Below are 18146 nucleotides of genomic sequence, written 5' to 3'. Positions count from 1 at the left end.
TTTTCGGGCGCTGTTTGGCGGGGGTTGCTTGCGTTTGGTTGCGTCTGGGCCCGTTTGGTTGGGGAATGTACAGTCTATTGACCAATTCCTTTCTTGCGGTTGCGCTGGTGTTTTATTGACATAGAATAGAACATGAAAGCGAAACAGGAAGGAGGAGGAACCATGGAAACTGCCAAGCATACGGAAATCAATACAGCCATTTCTGATGTGGCTGCGGGGCTTACGCGCCTGCGCAACCTTATGCAGAATCCGGACGATCTCTCCTTCGAATTGCTCCACCCCAATTTCGAACACTTAGAGCGGGCGCTGGGCTATAAATCCACCATCGATGCCGCCTTTGCCTTTATTGCAGAGCGCGATGATGCCGGCAGGCGGGTCGGCTCTTCTAAGGCTAAGGACTACTTAGTCGCCCGCCTTGGCCTCACGGAGTCCGAAGCCGCCGCACGCCTGCGCAACGGCAAGAACCTCTTTGCACCCATCGAGGATCCTGAACCTACTCCCCCGCCAGCAGACGACGAGGCAGACGCGGCCGCGCAAAAGAAAGCCGAGGAGGAAGCGCGCCGCCGCGCCGAACGTGAGCGCCGCGCGGAAGAACAGCGCCGCAAGAAGCTCTTCGAGGAAGACCCCATCCCGGAACGCGTCCTCAACCTCATCGAACGGGAGCTGCGCAACCTCAATAAGTTCGCGGTCCCTGGGCCGCGGGAGCTGCGCAATAAGGCTCTAGAGGAAGCCAAGCGTCGCTCCTATGAGTCCCTGCGCGATTGGCTACGGCACGCTATCCGCAAAGCAAATAAGCACGCCGTCGATCCCTCTGGGAAGCGCGATCCGCACGCGGCCACCCGCAAGCGCCGCTTCAGCATTTCTAACCAAGATGCAGACGGTGGCGTGCACATTTCCGGCTACCTCGATGCCTCTGCCGCCGCCGTCCTGGCCAGCGCTTTCGCCCCTGCCAAGAATAAGGGCAGCGAGAGCCTGAGTCCCGAAGACGATACCCGCACCTATGCCCAGCGCATGGCGGATCAGTTGACCGCAGCACTGGGAAGCTACTTATCCTCAGGCCAAAAGAAGTCGGACGGCCTCGGCTCCTTCTTCGTCGCCACTACCCTTGAAGAGCTACAAGCGATGAACAGCGATACCCGCTTCACCACGAGCGTGGGAATCGACCTATCCCCGCTCGATCTTCTCCGCTTGGGCGCCGCGCAGCACGACTTTTTCTGCGCCGTTGATGACAAGGGCTTCCCACTCGAGCTCGGGCGCACCAAGCGCACCGCTTCGCTATGGCAAAAGTTAGCGCTCGCCGCCAGTGAAATCGTGTGCACCCACCCGGACTGCAACCGGCCGTGGCAAGACTGCGATGTCCACCACCTGCAGGCGTGGTCCCACGGGGGAGCTACAGACCTCCGGAACCTCACCCTGCTCTGCCGCCGGCACCACGTGGACAATAACGATAACCGCGATGGCCGCAATGGCATGGGGCATGCGGAAAGAGACCCGGAAACGGGCCGTGTAGGTTACCGCTCAGCGCATACCGGCGGGCTTTCGCCCTCGGTGGAGCTCAATGACTCCCCTGCGGCAGAGCAAGCCCCGGCGCGCAAGCTCGCCGACCCGCCTGCTCAGCCTCATGAACCGGTGGATTCACCACCCAGTTCCCCGGGCGATTCGCCGCAGCCTTCGGCTCCGGACTCACCACCTTCTCCGCCGCCTCCCGGCGCAGCGTGAGCATGCCCTACCACCCACTCTCTACCGTGCCTTCAGGCCGTACGATCATGTCGTGCGGCCTAGAAGTGCGTGTACAAGCGTTTTGGGGCTGTCCACGCGCAGCGCTTGTACGGACTGCCCTACACTGGAGACTCATGCACACCATGCTCGTTACTGGCGGCGCCGGCTTCATCGGTGCCAATTTCGTGCGCCTCATGGCCAAGGTTCGCCCAGATACCCGCATCACCGTCTTAGATAAGCTGACCTATGCCGGCAACCGGGATAACCTTGCGGGGCTCGATGTGGAATTAGTGGAGGGCGATATCGCGGATGCTACGGTGGTGAATCCGCTCGTCGCTAAGGCGGATATCGTAGTGCACTTCGCCGCCGAGTCCCATAATGATAATTCCCTGCGGGATCCCTCCCCGTTTATCCACACCAATGTGGTGGGCACCTATACCCTTCTAGAGGCGTGCCGGACATACGATGTCCGCTTTCACCACGTTTCTACCGATGAGGTCTTCGGGGACTTAGAAATTGGGGCGGATACCAACTTCACGGAGGATACCGCCTATGCGCCCTCCAGCCCTTATTCGGCCACCAAGGCGAGCTCCGATCACCTCGTGCGGGCATGGGTCCGATCCTTTGGCCTGCGCGCCACCATTTCTAATTGCTCAAATAATTACGGGCCTTACCAACACATCGAAAAATTCATCCCGCGCCAAATCACCAATATCCTCTCCGGGCATACCCCCAAGCTCTACGGCACGGGCGAGCAGGTTCGTGACTGGATCCACGTCGACGATCACAACGCGGCGGTGCTAAAAATCATCGAAGAGGGGCGGATCGGTGAAACGTATAATATCGGCGCTGACCAGCCGGACATCGATAATAAGCGCATCATCGAGATAATCTGCGAACTCATGGGGCATACCCAGGAAGGTCGGGCCCTGTACGAGCACGTGGCGGACCGCCCCGGCCATGACCAGCGCTATGCCATGGACGCTACCAAGCTGCGCCGCGAATTGGATTGGCGGCCCCGCTTCACCGATATCCGGGCGGGCTTGGAAAATACCATCGCCTGGTACCGCGATAACGAAACGTGGTGGCGCTCCCAAAAGGAATCTGTAGAAGCCCGCTATAAAGAGCAAGGACAGTAATTATGCAGGTACACAACACCGCCATTGAAGGCCTACGCATCATCGAGCTGGACGTACACGGAGATAACCGCGGTTGGTTCAAGGAAAACTGGCAGCGCGAGAAACTTAGCGAGGCCGCACCAGAATTGGCTTCGTTCCAGCCGGTGCAAAATAATATTTCTTATAACCGCACCGGTGCCACGCGCGGGCTGCACGCCGAGCCCTGGGACAAGCTCGTCTCCGTCGCGAACGGCAAGATCTTTGGCGCGTGGTGCGATCTCCGCGACGGATCCGAAACCTTCGGGGAAATCGTCACCCATGAAGTGGGGCCGGAGACTGCCGTATTTGTACCGCGCGGGGTTGCCAATGGCTTCCAGGCTCTCGAGGAAACTTCCTATTCTTACCTAGTCAACGAGCACTGGTCCCCCGAGGCGCGCTATACCGGAATCAACCTCGACGCCGTGGAGTGGCCCCTCGAACCGCGTGAGGTATCAGAAAAGGATAAGCACCTGCCTGCGCTTGCCGACGTCACCCCCATGCCACCCCGCAAAATCCTCGTTACCGGTGCGAATGGCCAGCTCGGCCGTGCGCTGAAGCGGGTTCTCAAGAATGCCGAGTTCTGCACCCATGCGGAGTTCGACATCACCAATCCCCCGCAGCGCCAGTGGAAGCAATACGAGGCCATCATCAACTGCGCCGCCTACAACGACGTCAATGGTGCCGAGGAGGATCGCGCCGCCGCCTGGGCCGTCAACGCCGAAGCGCCGGCCAAGCTCGCCCGCATCGCTGCCGAAAACCAGCTGACCTTCGTGCACGTATCCAGCGACTATATTTTCGATGGTTCTAAGGATCTGCATACCGAAGACGAGATTCCCTCGCCCCTTTCCGCCTACGGGGCGTCGAAGGCCGCTGGCGAAACCGCCGCGCAAACCGCACCGCAGCATTATGTTGTGCGCACCTCGTGGGTATTTGGCGATGGCCCAAACTTCATCGCCACCATGCGCCGCCTCGCCGAAGCGGATAAGGAGCCAAAGGTCATTCATGACCAGCGCGGGCGACCCACCTTTGCCGAGGATTTGGCCAAGGGCATCGCGCATCTCTTGCGCACCCGGCCCGAGTACGGAATCTATAATATTTCCAATTCTGGCGATACCGTCGGGCGCGATGAAATGGCGATGTCCGTATTCATCGGCTTGGGCCATGACCCATCAGAGGTCACGCCGGTAAGCACCGAACAGTATCGGGAAATCGCTGGCCCCGAAGCACCACGGCCCAAAGAATCGACGCTTGCCCTAGACAAAATCGAGGCCACGGGCTTTTCCCCGCAGAATTGGCGGGCCGCCCTCGCCTTGTACCTCGCGCTGTACCCTAGCGTTCCTGGCGAGCCCAGCAAGGCCAGCGAGGAGTAGCGATGAAAGGCATAATCCTCGCCGGTGGATCCGGAACGCGGCTTTATCCCATTACTAAGGGCATCTCTAAGCAGCTCATGCCCATCTATGACAAGCCGATGATCTACTACCCGTTGACCACGCTCATCCAGGCGGGCATTCGGGAGATCCTCATCATCACTACCCCAGAGGACGCCGGGGCGTTTCAAAGGCTCTTCGGGGATGGATCCCAGCTCGGGCTGATGATCGATTACGCCGTGCAGGCCCGCCCAGAAGGATTGGCGCAAGCCTTTTTGATTGGGGAGGATTTCATTGGTGATGACAGCGTTGCGCTGGTCCTCGGCGATAATATCTTCCACGGCTTCGGCGGGGAACTAAGCCAGTGCCGCAATCCAGAAGGCGGCATCATCTTTGCCTATGAAGTATCGGATCCGCAGCGCTACGGCGTCGTGGAATTCGACCACGCCGGCCAAGCGCTCAGCATTGAAGAAAAGCCGTCGGAACCGCGGTCTAATCATGCCGTCGTGGGGCTGTATTTCTACGATAACTCGGTCATCGATATCGCTAAGTCCATCACGCCAAGCGATCGCGGGGAGCTCGAGATTACCTCCATCAACGAGGCCTACCTGCGCCGCGGCGCGCTGAGTGCGCAGCGCCTCCATCGCGGCAGCGTGTGGTTGGATACCGGCACCGTCGATTCCATGAGCGAGGCCGCCGCCTACGTAGAGGTGATGCAGAAGAGGACGGGCATCATCATCGGTTCCCCCGAGGTGGCGGCCTACGAAGCCGGATTCATCTCCCAGGCGGAGCTGGAAGCGCTAGCCCAGCCCCTCCTCAAATCCGGCTACGGAGAGTACTTGCGCGATTATTAGTAGCCGCGCTCGATGTACTCGTCGATGCGCGCCGCTTCCGCGCCCACCGTCGTGGCATCGCCGTGGCCCGGCAGTACCTTCGTATCATCCGGCAGGTTGAAGACGACGTTGCGCAGGGATTCGATGATGACATCGAAATCCGAGTACTTGCGCCCCGTCGCGCCAGGGCCGCCGTTGAACAGGGTATCGCCAGACAGCAGCGTGCCATCGACGTAGAGGACGACGCAGCCCGGCGAGTGGCCCGGGGTGTGGTAGACGGTGATCTTCTCGCCGTTGATGTCGAACTGGCCGTTATCGGCTAGGTCGATGTAGTGGGCATCGCCATTCGCCTCTCGCCAGAGCATGTCATCGTCCGGGTGCATGTAGACATCCGTGTCGAAGCGCTTCGCCGCCTCCGGCGCGAGCTCGCAGTGATCGTTGTGGCCGTGGGTCAGGATGATGCCCTCAACCTGGCGATCGCCCACCAACTCTGCCACGGCATCGAGATCGTGGGAGGGGTCGACGATGTAGACGCTGGAGGCATCGCCTAGCACGTAGACGTTATTGTCCACGTCCCATTCGCCGCCATCCAAGCGGAACTTGCCAGAAGTTACCGTGCTTTCAATCTGCATTAAAATTCCACCACCGAACGTAGTACCTTGCCGTCCTTCATAGTTTGGAAGGCAGACTCGACATCGTCAAGCGCGATGCGCTCAGAAACGAACTTATCCAGCGGGAAGTTGCCGGCCTTGTGCAGGGCAACGTATGCGGGGAAGTCGCGCTCCGGCAAGCAGTCGCCGTACCAAGCCGGCTTGATGGAACCGCCGCGGCCGTACAGGTCGATGGCCGGGACATCTACGTGGTCGGTCAGGTTAGGCACGCCCACCATCACCATGCGGCCGGCGTGATCGCGGGAGTAGAAGGCCTGGCGCCACGTCGGTTGGATGCCCACCGCGTCGATGGAAACGTCCGTGCCGAAGCCGCCGGTGAGATCGCGCACCGCATCGATGACCTCCTGCTCCGACATGCCCTTCGAGCAAATGGTGTCGGTGGCGCCGAACTCGCGCGCGGTCTCCAGCTTCGACTCGTCGATGTCTACGGCGATGATCTTCGCCGCGCCCGCCAGCTTCGCACCGGCAATCGCCGCCACGCCGACGCCGCCGCAGCCGAAGATGGCCACGGACTCGCCCAGCTGGATATCGCCGGTATTGACGGAAGCGCCCAAGCCGGCCATGATGCCGCAGCCCAGTAGGCCGGCAGCTGCGGGGTCCATGTCATCGACCTTCGTGCACTGGCCCTCGTGGACCAGGGTTTTCTCTGCGAAGGAACCGATGCCCAGCGCAGGGGTGAGCTCAGTGCCATCCTCCAAGGTCATGGCCTTCGAAGCGTTGTGGGTATTGAAGCAGTACTTGGGCTCGCCCTTCTTGCAAGCGCGGCACTCGCCGCACACTGCGCGCCAGTTCAGGACGACGAAATCGCCCTCCTCCACGTGGGTGACCGCGGAACCTACGGTCTCCACCACGCCTGCCGCCTCGTGGCCCAACAGGAAGGGGAAGGCATCCTCGATGTCACCATCGCGGTAGGCCAAGTCGGTGTGGCATACACCGCAAGCCTGCACCCGCACGATGACGTCATTGGGGCCGGGATCGGGAACGACGATATTTACGGTCTCAACTTCCGCGCCCTTAGAGCGGGCAATAACAGCTTTTACAGTCATGTCCACAACCATACCTACATTTTCAATATGGCCGCGGTAATGAAAATGGTTGCTAGGAAGCTGCAATGACGTTGGCCGCGTGCTCGTGGCCACGCTGGTTCATGTGGATAGGCAAGTTACCCGCGCCCGCCGTAAAGTCCACGAGACCTGCCCACATGCGGTCATTCGCATTAGCGCACATGCCGTTATTGCGGGTCGATGGCTTCATATCCAAAAACTGCACGCCGGTGCGGGCCGCCAGATCAACCTGCATCCACTGCGCCTTATTCTCGTAGTCCTGAACCATGGGCAGGAAGGTCGAATCCAGCGGCGTCGGGCCAACGTGGACGAGGCAGTAGTGCGGCCCCGAACCGATGGTGGGGTAGCCCACGATCTGAATGCGGGCATTCGGTGCGGCCTGCTTAATCCGCTCAACCTGCGGGGCGGTGCGATCCGTAAATTCCCGGCGGATCTGATCCATGTTCAGATCGCGGTGGTTATAGGTGTCGTTGAAGCCGGTGGTAATCAACACGCGCGCGGTATCTGGGGTCAGCGCGCCCGATCCGATGGCGGCATCCACCTGCTGCCAAATCTGCGGGCCGTTCGACATCGACACCGCACCAGAGCAGGAGAAATCGCGCACCGGCAGGCCCATCTTGGCGCCGGCCCGCTTCGCATAGTTGAAGGAGGTGGGGCAGTTTTCCCCGATTACCCGCGTTGGATTGAAGCGATCCTTCAAGTATTCCCCGCCATTCGGATCCGCCATGACCGAGTCACCAAAGGAAACGAGATTGCGCTCTGCCGCGCTAGCCTGCGGCGCCGCTACCGCCACGCCCACCACCGCGATCGCGGAAGCGACGACCGAAAATGCCTTGAGTTTTAGGGATTTCATTGAGGGACCTTTTCTTCAAACCTTGTAACTTAAGTGTAGATTAGTCACTCCAGTAACATTTTTCGAGTTAGAAGCAACATCATCTTTCCTTCTAACGATATCGATCGTAGTTATATTTTTGTTATCTTCGCCTTTTCGGAGTTATCTCTTTCATGAAATTGTCTGATGTTTCTTTCCACGCGTCCGCGCTCAGCCAGTTCTTCCCTGCCCTCTTCAAATCGGGGCTGATTACCCGGCAAGGCGGGCTGAGCGGGCAGATCAAGCTCCTGCCCAACCTCGCGCGCTACCGCTTCACCACGGCGCGTGAAATCGAGCAGGCCTATTTGACCTGCCCCGATCGCCTCGCGCTTATCGATGACGACGGCACCCTCACCTACCGCCAGCTGCGATCCCACGCGCAGAATTTCGCCCGCTACCTAGAGTCCCTGGAGCTGCCGGAAATCCGGCTCGGCGTCATGGCCCGCAACGGCCGCGGCATCATCATCCCGCTCGGTGCCAAGGGCTACGCTGGTGCCGGGATCTACCTACTCAATGTCGGTTCTTCCCCAGAGCAGTTGGCCGGCTGCATCGAAGAAAATGGCATTAATGTCCTGGTCATCGATGATGAATTCATCGACCGCGTCGATCCCAACCTCGATATCCCGGTCATTATCGCCCACGATACGGGGGCAAGCGATCTGCCCACGCTCGATAAGATCGTGAAGAATCCCCTGGATATCGCGCTGCCCGCCTTTCCCAAGCACGGCCCCATCGTGCTGATGTCCTCCGGCACCACCGGCATCCCCAAGGGCATCGTCCGTCCCGAGCCGACCTTGCCGGTTGTCCTCGCGTCCATCGTGGGCAATATCCCGTGGCGCGCCGATCAGCGCGTGCAGATGACGGCCTCCATCTTCCACACCTGGGGGTGGGCCTGCATCAATATCGCCTTGGGGCTGCGCAATACCATTGTCACCCGCCGAATTTTTGAGCCGGAGCAGGTGCTTGATGATGTCCAACGCTACCGCCTCGACGGCATGCTCTCCTCCCCCATCTTTTTCAAGCGCTTGGTGGATCACGATCCCGAGGGCGCCTTCGATACCTCGAGCCTGAACTTCATCGCCTCTGCCGGCAATGCCCTTACCCCGCAGGTGGTCAAGGACACCAATGCGCGCTTCGGCCCCATCCTCTGCAATGTTTATGGTTCCACGGAGCTGGCGCTTGCCTCAACGGCCACGATGGAACAGGTCGCAGAAAACCCCGATGTGGTGGGCAAGGTGGCCAATGGCACCAAGCTGCGCATCCTCGATAAGGAGGGCCACCCCGTTCCCCGCGGCGAGGTGGGCGAAATCTACCTCACCAATTCCACCGCCATGACCGGCTATACCAACCCCAAGCTCAAACTCAATCGGGTCGATGGGTTGTTGTCGATCGGTGATCTGGGGTACATCGACAAGCAGGGCTTCCTCCACGTCGTGGGCCGGGCCGATGACATGATCATCGTGGGCGGCGAGAATGTCCATCCCCAGTCCGTGACCGAGGTGCTCGAGGCCATGCCCGGCATCGATGAGGTGCACGCGGGTGGTGTGGAGGATAGCGAGACCTTCAGCCGCATCGCCGTTTGGGCGGTGCCTACTGCCGATGCCGCCGGCCGTGAACTGACTGCCGATGCCATCCGCGCCTGGGTGCACGATAAGCTCGCCGAGCACTCCGTGCCCCGCGACGTGCACTTCCTATCCAAGCTGCCGCGCAATGCCACCGGCAAGGTGGTTCCGCGCCTGCTTAAGCACGGCGACTAAATTTTTCAATGCCCCACCACATCGGTGGGGTAAAGAGCACGGCAATAAGCCAATAAATCAACCAGAAGCTGCCGTCTAGCCCTACCACCGCGATGCTAACTATCAGGATCGCAGCCGTCACCGCGCTGGCATATACGGATTTTCTTACATTATTATCGGACTGATTCCCAGACTCGGTTTTCGACCTCCCGCTGAGTTTCCGATCAACCGCGCGTATGATGTCGCCGCCAAAGACCAGCGAAAATGCGATATAAAAAGCTGCGAAACCGTGCATGAATCCCGCTTCGCCGTCAGTATGCAGAGTGAAAAATGAGAAAATTAACAAGACTATGTCAATAATTGGCGTAGCGATAAAAAATGCCAGTCCAATTCTTGGGGCCTTGACGATGTAGCGGAGAACACCGCCCAGAATAAGGCACTCCCAAAAGAGGATTTCTGCTGCGACGGTAGCAATAAGCAGTGTCTCGTTCCTTCTCTCATCGAGGCCATATGGCCTGCTTCTATTGAAGGAGAGTTTATATTAAGGAAGAACCCCGCACATATAAAAATGGAGCCGCCTGCGAGAATCGAACTCGCGACCTTTTCATTACGAGTGAAATGCTCTACCGACTGAGCTAAGGCGGCGCGCTGCTTAAAGCAGCACTGGCGATTCTATCGCAGGGGTGGCGCGGAAAAGAAATCGGGGCTCAGGCCTGGTTTTGGCGGGCCGGTGTTAAACTCCGGCCCGATACTAGCGACAGTCCCGGTACTAGACAGCGCCCCAGCGCTAGAGGCAGGCCCGCCGCAGCCTGCCCACCAAGCCGTCGAAAGCAATCTGCGTGCCCACGTTCTGGGTCAGCTGCTCGCGGCAATAAGAAATGGCGGACTGGCACTCCAAGAGGCCCTCCTCGCTTACCCGCTGCGCCAGCTCGCCAGATAGTCCCGCGAAATCCGGGTGGGTCATCTCCACCTGCGCGCCCACCTTTGTCATCAGCGCGTCGCGGTAGATTCCGGAGAGATCGACGAGCACCAGGTCGAGGTTATCGATGACCCGCCGCTTCGCCCGCTTCTTGTGCTGTTCTTGTAAGTCCTTGATGGCGGTGCGGGCATCGCGCTGCGCCTTCGCCGCGCCCTTGCCCTTCGCGCCCACGCCAAAGGTATTTTCCAGCTTGGCCAGCTCCGCTTCTTCTTCCTCCTTGTGCGATTCCTTCGCATCCGCATCCACCAGCTTGAGAAGCGAGGTCACCGCCTGAAAGCCCTGGGATTCGTGGAAGATGTCCTCGGCCAGGTTGATGGCCACCGCGCGGCGCTTTTGCACCGTAGGATCCGCCACCAAGTGGCGCGCCCTGCCCACGTGGCGCAGGGAGGTGACGGCGGCGAGGCGGGAATCGTGATCCGAGGCGCCTTCGCTCACCAACTGCGCAACGATATTTTCCACCGACGGCGAGGGGATGTACAGGTGCCGGCAGCGCGAGCGGAGGGTTTGGGAGAAGTCTTCGGGGGCATCGGAAGGCGCACACATGATGATCACGGTGCGCTCCGGCGGCTCCTCTACCGTCTTGAGCAGCGCGTTGGCGCCGTTATTGTTGAGGCGATCCGCATTATTGAAGATCACCACGCGCCATGGGGCGACCGTGGGCAGGCTCGCGGCGCGCCCGATGACCTCGCGAACCGTATCCACCGGGATGATGACCTCCTGCGGGTCCACCAAGACCAGGTCCGTGTGCTGCTTAGTGCCCAGCACGGCGCGGCAGGCCTCGCATTTTCCGCAGCCCGGCTCCTCTGGATCCGTGCACATGAGCGCGGCCGCGAAATCGATTGCCGCTAAGGAACGCCCGGAACCGGGAGGGCCGGTAAAGAGCCAGGAATGGCTCATCGCCCGCGGATCTGCCCCCGGCATCCCCCGCGCCGCCCGCGCGGCACCCAAGATAGTGCGGGCCACACCTGGGGTATCTGCCAATCGTTGCGCAACGCTTCCCGTATTCACTCGCTCTAGCCTACTGGTCTTACTACAGTAAGTAGTTATGAACAGACTATTGCGTGGCGCTCGTTGGCTTATGGGAACCCAATGGCCGGTATACGCTGCCTTGGTCTTGGGCGCCAATCTCATCGGCGCCATCGCGATCATGACCTTCATCCTCTATTTCCTGCCCATGCCGGAAATCGAGGACTTTGCCGCCGAGCTACCCAACTTGAAGGGCGTGGCGGCGGTCTACCTCATCTTTGCCGTCATCATCGGCATCGCCGCCACCCTACTGCTCTTCCGCCCCGTGCTGGACTGGCAGCGCAATCCCGATGCGCACGATCCGAATATGGTGCGCACCCTCGTGCTGCGCATCCCCGTGTACCAATCCCTAGTCGCGGCCGCGGTCTGGCTCATCGGCATCATCTTGACGGTGGCAATCTCCAGCGGGCAATCCGGGCGGCTCGGGCTCGTCGTGGGCATCTCCACCACCCTGGCGGGCCTGGTGGTCATCATCTTGACCTACCTGCAGGCAGAGCGCCTCGTGCGGCCCGTCGCCGCGCAGGCCGTCGCCCGCCGCTTTGAAGATTCCACCGTCGAACCGCCCATCAAGTATCGCCTGTTTTCCACCTGGCTGATGACCTCCGGCGTGCCGCTGCTCGGCATCGTGCTGGTGCTGTTGGGGCAGAACACCGGGCTTTTCTCCGGCGATGCCAGCGAAATCATCCCGGCCATCGTGGCGCTAGCCCTCACCGCCTTGGCCACTGGGTTTATCGGCACCAGTTTCGCCATCATGAGCGTGGTCGATCCCATCGTGGAGCTGCAGGATGCGATTAACCGCGTGCGCCGCGGCGAGTCCGATGCCGAGGTCGATATCTACGATGGATCCGAGCTCGGCGTCCTGCAGGCAGGTTTCAATGAGATGATGCGCGGTCTGCGCGAGCGCCAGCGCGTCCGCGATATCTTCGGCCGCTACGTGGGCACCGAGGTGGCCCAGCGCGCCCTTGATGAGCGCCCCGAATTGGGCGGCGAGGACCGCAAAGTCGCGGTGCTGTTCATCGATGTCATCGGTTCCACCACCTTCGCGGTCAACCACTCCCCCGAAGAAGTGGTCACGGAGCTCAATAAATTCTTCGAGCACGTCGTGACGGTGGTGCACCGCAATAAGGGCATCATCAACAAGTTCCAAGGCGATGCCGCCCTCGCCGTCTTTGGCGCGCCGCTCAACGTGTACGACTCGACCTCAATGGCGCTGCAGGCCGCCCGCGAGCTGCGCGGGGAATTGCGCGGGCTCGAGCTGCAGGCCGGCATCGGCGTCGCCTCTGGCCACGTCGTGGCCGGCCACATCGGCGGCGCGGATCGCTTCGAGTACACCGTCATCGGCGATGCCGTCAATGAGGCCGCGCGCCTTACCGAAATGGCCAAGGACACCCCCGGCCAGGTCTTGACCAATGCTGCTACCTTAAAGACCGCCAACGAGGCCGAACAGGCCCGCTGGACCGTCATGAAATCCATCGAGCTGCGCGGGCGCCGCCGCATGACCCAGTTGGCGCGCCCCATCCGCGCCAGCCTGGCAGAAAGGTGCGAAATCTAATGGCCAGCACCCGCCTCATCGTGCCCGATGCAGCGCGCGGCATGGCGCTTTTAGGCATCGCGATTGCGAATATGACCACCGCGTGGATCATCACCGAGGATCGCCCGGGCGCGTATTTCGGCGGCATCGTCAATGACAGCGTGCTCGATAAAATCGCCGTCGTCTTCGGCGCTTTCTTCGTGCACAACCGCGGCCTACCCATGTTTTCGACCCTGCTGGGCTTCGGCGTGGGGCTTATTGCGATGAGCCTGTGGCGGCGGGGATTTCCGCTGGGGGAGGCAAGGAGGGTCATCGCCAAGCGCTATGGCTTCCTCGCGCTGTTGGGCGCGGTGCACATGGTGCTGCTGTTTTGGGGCGATATCATGTTTGTCTACGGCATAGCGGGCATAGTCATTGCCCTGCTGCTCACGCTGCACAATTCTACGCTGCGCAAGATTTCTCATATCGCGCTCGGGGTGCTGACGGTGCTCGGCATCGCCACGTTTATTTTCTCCGCGATTGACGGCGGGCTCGATATCCCCGTCGATGCCATTGGCACGGTAAATTCCTACGGTGACCTGCTGCTCAGCCAGCTTCTCACCCTGGGCGCGCAGATCATCTCCGCCCCGCTCATCGTGCTGATGTACCTGCCGGTCATGCTGGTGGGCTTTGTGTGGGCGCGCGAGGGCGTGCTTGCCGATGTCCCCTCTCACCGCCCCCAACTCCTGCGCTGGGTGGCCATCGCCGCCGCCGTAACGCTGGTCATTGGCACGCTGTGGTCCTTAGGCACCCTCGGGGTCATTGATGAGCGCTGGGCGAACGCCGCCAGTAGCGCCAATTCCACCCTCGGCGTGCTAACCGGGCCGGGAATCCTTGCCGGGCTCGCCCTCATCTTGCAGCCCGTGCAAGAGCGCCTAGCAACCGGTGCCTCCGTGCCCGCCTTCTTGTGGCCCTTCGTCGCGCTGGGAAAGCGATCCATGAGCGGTTATGTGGGCCAGTCGATACTGTTTTTCCTTATCGTGCACCCCTTCACGCTGGACTACGGCCACGAGCTAGGCGCCTTCGGCCAAGCCGCCCTCGCCTGCGGCGTGTGGCTGGTCACCGTAATCGGCGCCTGCGTGCTCGAAGCGCTGGGCCTGCGCGGGCCCTTCGAGGTGGTACACCGCCGGCTATCTTATGGCCCGAGCATGCAGCCGGAGCGGAGCTTACCCAGTCAGGACCTTACCTAGTCAGGATCTTACCTAGTCAGGGCATCGACTAGCAGGAAGTGCCCCAAGGCAAAGGCGCCGGCCTCCGCCGTGCCCACCGCCCGGGCCACCTTCGTGGGCTTGGCTTGTTTCTTATTTTTCTTCAGTATCCGCGTCTTCTGCTGAGACTCAGCAAAAGACAGTCGCGCCCGCAGTGCCGTCAGGCCCTCCGCCGCTACCAAGAGATTGGCGCCGTGGCTCAAGCCCTTCGTCGCATCGGTGCGCAGGCGCGGATCGCCCGCCAGCGCCGAGGTGGTCAGCACCGCCGCGCCGCCCACCGCTACCGCGGTCCGGGTGGGCTGCTTGCGCGTGGCGAGGAGCGCCGCCGCCCACGCCATGGCGCGCAGGCCCCACCCGCGGGCATCGTTGCGCGCGCCGCGCCGATAAAGCACCCAAGAATATGCCGCGTGGCTAGCGCTAACGCCTGCCACCCCAAGGAAAGAGGGGTGATGCAAGCGGCGCGATTTTTCCGCCTGCCCCACCGCGCCGGCCAACAAGGCGGGGCTCAGGGTGGGGTCCTGCGCCTCCGCCGCCAAAAGCGGCAGAAGCGGCGCGCTCGTGACGGCGTGGGCCTTCTTCCAGCCAAAGAGGCGGGACCACACCGTGGACTCGCCTAGCGCTAGGTACGCGAAACGCCGCCAGCCCCGCGGCGTGCGCCGGGCTGGGTCGGTGACATCAGCAAAAGTTTCAGACACCGCGCGGGTCAAGGCCGCGGCGCCTTCCTCGGTGCGGGCAAGAAAATCATTCATGCCCGCCACCTTACTTATCTCTGCACTTATTTCTTCCGCGAGCCGGCCTTCACCACGTTCTTCGTGCCGGGCGAAGGCTTCGAGCTGGATTTCTTAGCCGCCTTCTTCGTGCCCTTCTTAGTGGCCTTCTTGCTGGACTTCTTGGTTGCCTTCTTCGTCGATTTCTTGGTCGACTTCTTTGTGCTCTTTTTAGAAGACTTCTTTGTGGACTTCTTCTTCGTCTCCCCAGAGGCCTCTTTGGCGCGGCGCTCGGAGAGGAGCTCGTTGGCGCGGGCATCGGTAAGCTGCTCCGGATCGTCGCCGCGGCGCAGGGACGCATTGGTGGTGCCGTCCGTAACGTACGGGCCGAAGCGGCCATCCTTAACGGTCATAGGCTTGCCCGAAACGTCATTATCGCCGAGCTGCTTCAGCGGCGGCTGTGCGGCCGCGCGGCCACGACGCTTCGGCTCCGCATAGATGCGGCGGGCCTCATCCAGGGTGATGCTAAAGATCTGCTCTTCCTTAGCCAGTGAGCGCGAATCCGTGCCCTTCTTCAGGTACGGGCCGTAACGGCCGTTTTGGGCGGTGATCATCTCCCCGTCGTCCACGCCCACCTCGCGCGGCAAAGACAGCAGCTCAAGGGCCTGTTCCAGCGTGACGGTCAGCGGCTCCATCGAGCTAAAGAGCGAGGCCGTGCCCGGCTTCAGCTTCTCATCAATGTAGTCATTGATGCGCTTTTCCTTCTGCTTCGCGGCCGTCTTGGTCTCCCAATTCTTGGCGCGCTTGCCTTCCTCGGCGCGCTGCTTATCCTCTTCGGCGCGCTCCTTCGCGACGATCTCCGAGGCCTCCGCCTCGGCCTTCTCCCGCTCATCATCGCGCACGACCTCGGTGACATAGGGGCCAAAGCGGCCTTCTTTAGCCACCACCATGCGGCCGTTTTCGGGGTTTTCACCCAGCTGGCGCCCGCCCTGCGAGGTGGCAAAGAGCTTTTCCGCCAGCTGTTCATTCAGCCCATCCGGGGTGACGGTTTCTGAGAGGTTAGCACGCTGGTATTCCACGCTGCCGTCCTCGTTGGTGCCGATCGCGCGCTCGATATAGGGCCCGTAGCGGCCAACGCGCACGAAGACCTCGCGTCCCTCAGAATCGGTATAGAGCTTCAGCGAATTGACCTTGCGAGCATCGATGGCCTCAAGGTTGACATCGATAAGCGATTTCAGCCCGCCATGCCGCGCGATGGACGCCGCCTTGTGCTCGTTGGCCTCAGCGTTGCCAAAGTAAAAGCCGTTCAGCCAGTCCGTGCCGTCCTCCGTGCCGGTGGCAATCGAGTCCAGCTCATCTTCCATGGACGAGGTGAAGTCATAATCCACCAGCTCGGTGAAGTTTTCCTCCAAGAGGCCCACCACGGCAAAAGCAACCCACGAAGGCACTAGGGCGTTGCCGCGCGAGACCACGTAGCCGCGGTCCTGGATGGTCTTGATGATAGAGGCATACGTCGACGGGCGCCCGATGCCCAAGTCTTCCATCTTTTTCACCAGGCTGGCTTCGGTATAGCGCGCCGGCGGGTTGGTGGAGTGGCCTTCTGCCGAGACCTCTTCGGCCTTCAGATCGCGGCCTTGCTCCAGGTGCGGCAGGCGGTTCTCGCTCTTCTTGCTCGTATCCTCGTCGGCGCCGTAAGCCTTCAAGAAACCCGGGAAGGTAATGGTGCGGCCGGTTGCAGAGAACTCGACATCATAGGCGCCATTATCCGTGGTCGCGGTGCCGGCGACCGCCACCTTCATGGAGGTGCCCTTGGCATCGGCCATCTGCGAGGCCACGGTGCGCTTCCAAATCAGATCATAAAGCTTAAATTCCTCCGCATCCAGCTGGCTAGACAGCTGGCCCGGGGTGGCAAAGGACTCGCCGGCGGGGCGGATCGCCTCGTGCGCCTCCTGCGAGTTTTTGACGCGGCGGTCATAGACGCGCGGGGAATCCGAGACGTATTCTTCGCCATAAATGCTGGTAGCGGAGCTACGCGCGGCGTTCAAGCCCTGTTTGGACAGCGAAGAGGAGTCCGTACGCATATACGTAATGTGGCCGTTTTCGTAAAGGCGCTGTGCAATGCGCATCGTGCGTTCAGAGGTAAAGTGCAGGCGCCGGCCCGCCTCCTGCTGCAGCGTCGAGGTCATAAACGGCGCATAAGGCTTGCGGGTATAAGGCTTGTGCTCTACCCCGGCTACTGTCATGCTCGCGCCCTGCAGGGCCTTTTCCAAGGCTTCTGCCTGCGGCTGGGTGATGACGATAACGTCCTTGGTCTTCACGTTTCCGCGATCGTCGAAATCGCGGCCCAAAGCCACGCGCTTGCCATTGACCGCGGTCAGGCGCGCGTCAAAGGCCGACGGGCCCTCGCCGCTGCCTGCCCCCGCGTCCAGGGTGGCGAGCAAATCCCAGTAATCGGCGGAGATAAACGCCATACGTTCGCGCTCGCGCTCGACGATGACCCGCGTGGCCACCGACTGCACGCGCCCGGCCGAAAGCCGCGGCATGACCTTCTTCCACAGCACCGGGGAGACTTCGTAGCCATAGAGGCGGTCGAGGATGCGGCGGGTTTCTTGGGCATCAATAAGGTCATAGTCCAAATCGCGGGTGTTTTCCGCTGCCTCCAAGATGGCGGACTTGGTGATCTCATTAAAGACCATGCGGCGCACCGGCACCTTGGGCTTTAAGACCTCTAACAGGTGCCAAGCAATGGCCTCGCCCTCGCGGTCCGGGTCTGTTGCCAGCAAGAGGCTATCGCACTGCTTCAGCTTGGATTTAAGGTCAGCGACCTTTTTCTTCTTATCCGGGCTAACGACGTAAAGCGGGGCGAAGTCATCTTCCGGGTTAACACCCAAGCGGGCCCAAGATTCCTTCTTGAACTTCGCCGGCACGTCGGCAGCGCCCCGCGGGAGATCGCGGATATGGCCCACGGAGGCCTCCACGATGTAGTTATCTCCCAGGTACGGCTGGATCTTTTTCGCCTTAGTTGCCGACTCCACAATCACTAAAGTTTTGCCCGGCTCGGCCGCTTCTGCCACTTCGACTTCATCCCTTTCGATGATGCGAACATTAAAATTTGTGCGCTTTCAGCAATCGCCCCTAGCGTACACAGGTGGTTTATACCGTTCTTCGCACCATATACTCGGTAACACCAAAAGGCTGTGTAGGGGGCACTTCGCACCCCCACCGAACCGGTCTATAC

General features: G+C 61.0%; 14 protein-coding genes and 1 tRNA gene. 7 read left to right on the top strand and 8 right to left on the bottom strand.

Going from position 1 to position 18146, the window contains the following annotated elements:
* The first annotated feature begins 162 nt into the window (after positions 1 to 162).
* The 4 genes from HMPREF1287_RS09630 (at position 163) to rfbA (ending at position 5097) form a co-directional block, all read left to right on the top strand.
* Positions 163 to 1719 carry an HNH endonuclease signature motif containing protein gene (locus HMPREF1287_RS09630; protein ID WP_023016613.1) on the top strand — a complete coding sequence of 519 codons (1557 nt, stop codon included), beginning with the start codon at positions 163 to 165 and terminating at the stop codon, positions 1717 to 1719.
* A 134-nt stretch (positions 1720 to 1853) separates the two neighbouring features.
* The gene (rfbB, locus tag HMPREF1287_RS09625) at positions 1854 to 2858 is read left to right on the top strand and encodes a dTDP-glucose 4,6-dehydratase (RefSeq protein ID WP_023016612.1); all 1005 of its coding nucleotides are present in this window, start codon (positions 1854 to 1856) and stop codon (positions 2856 to 2858) included.
* 2 nt (positions 2859 to 2860) lie between these two features.
* Positions 2861 to 4246, top strand: a complete 1386-nt coding sequence (gene rfbD, locus HMPREF1287_RS09620) for a dTDP-4-dehydrorhamnose reductase (protein WP_023016611.1) — start codon at positions 2861 to 2863, stop codon at positions 4244 to 4246.
* Positions 4247 to 4248: 2 nt separating this feature from the next.
* Complete coding sequence (gene rfbA / locus HMPREF1287_RS09615) at positions 4249 to 5097, top strand: glucose-1-phosphate thymidylyltransferase RfbA (protein WP_023019843.1); 849 nt, start codon at positions 4249 to 4251, stop codon at positions 5095 to 5097.
* Here the strand turns inward: rfbA and HMPREF1287_RS09610 are convergent.
* From HMPREF1287_RS09610 to HMPREF1287_RS09600, 3 genes are read right to left on the bottom strand one after another with little or no spacing between them, the layout of a single operon-like run.
* A complete protein-coding gene (locus HMPREF1287_RS09610) occupies positions 5094 to 5708 on the bottom strand; it encodes an MBL fold metallo-hydrolase (RefSeq protein WP_023016609.1) in 615 nt (204 codons plus the stop codon). The two genes, rfbA and HMPREF1287_RS09610, sit on opposite strands and share 4 nt — an antisense overlap.
* Positions 5708 to 6793, bottom strand: coding sequence for an S-(hydroxymethyl)mycothiol dehydrogenase (locus HMPREF1287_RS09605; protein ID WP_023016608.1), 1086 nt, complete (start codon positions 6791 to 6793; stop codon positions 5708 to 5710). Before HMPREF1287_RS09605 ends, HMPREF1287_RS09610 begins: the two co-directional genes overlap by 1 nt.
* A 52-nt stretch (positions 6794 to 6845) precedes the next feature.
* The gene (locus tag HMPREF1287_RS09600) at positions 6846 to 7664 is read right to left on the bottom strand and encodes a GDSL-type esterase/lipase family protein (RefSeq protein ID WP_023016607.1); all 819 of its coding nucleotides are present in this window, start codon (positions 7662 to 7664) and stop codon (positions 6846 to 6848) included.
* Positions 7665 to 7816: 152 nt separating this feature from the next.
* On the opposite strand from HMPREF1287_RS09600, the gene HMPREF1287_RS09595 reads away from it, so the two are divergent.
* Positions 7817 to 9439: an AMP-binding protein gene (locus HMPREF1287_RS09595; protein WP_005276538.1), complete on the top strand. Its 1623-nt coding sequence runs from the start codon at positions 7817 to 7819 to the stop codon at positions 9437 to 9439.
* On the opposite strand, the gene HMPREF1287_RS09590 is transcribed toward HMPREF1287_RS09595, so the two are convergent.
* From HMPREF1287_RS09590 to HMPREF1287_RS09580, 3 genes are all read right to left on the bottom strand, one after another.
* Positions 9423 to 9764, bottom strand: a complete 342-nt coding sequence (locus tag HMPREF1287_RS09590) for a hypothetical protein (protein ID WP_232218863.1) — start codon at positions 9762 to 9764, stop codon at positions 9423 to 9425. The genes HMPREF1287_RS09595 and HMPREF1287_RS09590 overlap by 17 nt on opposite strands.
* A 223-nt stretch (positions 9765 to 9987) precedes the next feature.
* Positions 9988 to 10063: transfer RNA gene (locus HMPREF1287_RS09585), tRNA-Thr, on the bottom strand.
* 142 nt (positions 10064 to 10205) lie between these two features.
* On the bottom strand, positions 10206 to 11405 hold the full coding sequence (locus HMPREF1287_RS09580) for a DNA polymerase III subunit delta' (protein ID WP_023016605.1): 1200 nt from the start codon (positions 11403 to 11405) through the stop codon (positions 10206 to 10208).
* 37 nt (positions 11406 to 11442) lie between these two features.
* Between HMPREF1287_RS09580 and HMPREF1287_RS09575 the strand changes: the two genes are divergently transcribed.
* Positions 11443 to 12975: an adenylate/guanylate cyclase domain-containing protein gene (locus tag HMPREF1287_RS09575; RefSeq protein WP_034653358.1), complete on the top strand. Its 1533-nt coding sequence runs from the start codon at positions 11443 to 11445 to the stop codon at positions 12973 to 12975.
* Positions 12975 to 14183 (top strand): DUF418 domain-containing protein, encoded by a 1209-nt coding sequence (locus HMPREF1287_RS09570; RefSeq protein WP_023016603.1) that lies wholly within the window; start codon positions 12975 to 12977, stop codon positions 14181 to 14183. Before HMPREF1287_RS09575 ends, HMPREF1287_RS09570 begins: the two co-directional genes overlap by 1 nt.
* 8 nt (positions 14184 to 14191) lie before the next feature.
* On the opposite strand, the gene HMPREF1287_RS09565 is transcribed toward HMPREF1287_RS09570, so the two are convergent.
* Together HMPREF1287_RS09565 and topA are read right to left on the bottom strand one after the other, a co-directional pair.
* A complete protein-coding gene (locus tag HMPREF1287_RS09565; RefSeq protein ID WP_023016602.1) occupies positions 14192 to 14950 on the bottom strand; it encodes a hypothetical protein in 759 nt (252 codons plus the stop codon).
* Between the two features lie 26 nt (positions 14951 to 14976).
* The gene (gene topA / locus HMPREF1287_RS09560; RefSeq protein WP_023016601.1) at positions 14977 to 17982 is read right to left on the bottom strand and encodes a type I DNA topoisomerase; all 3006 of its coding nucleotides are present in this window, start codon (positions 17980 to 17982) and stop codon (positions 14977 to 14979) included.
* Between the last annotated feature and the right edge of the window lie 164 nt (positions 17983 to 18146).

Source organism: Corynebacterium sp. KPL1986, from assembly GCF_000477975.1.
Classification (GTDB): Bacteria; Actinomycetota; Actinomycetes; order Mycobacteriales; family Mycobacteriaceae; genus Corynebacterium; species Corynebacterium accolens.
The sequence above is the reverse complement of the archived record's forward strand: the minus strand, read 5'-3'. Positions and strand labels throughout refer to the sequence as shown.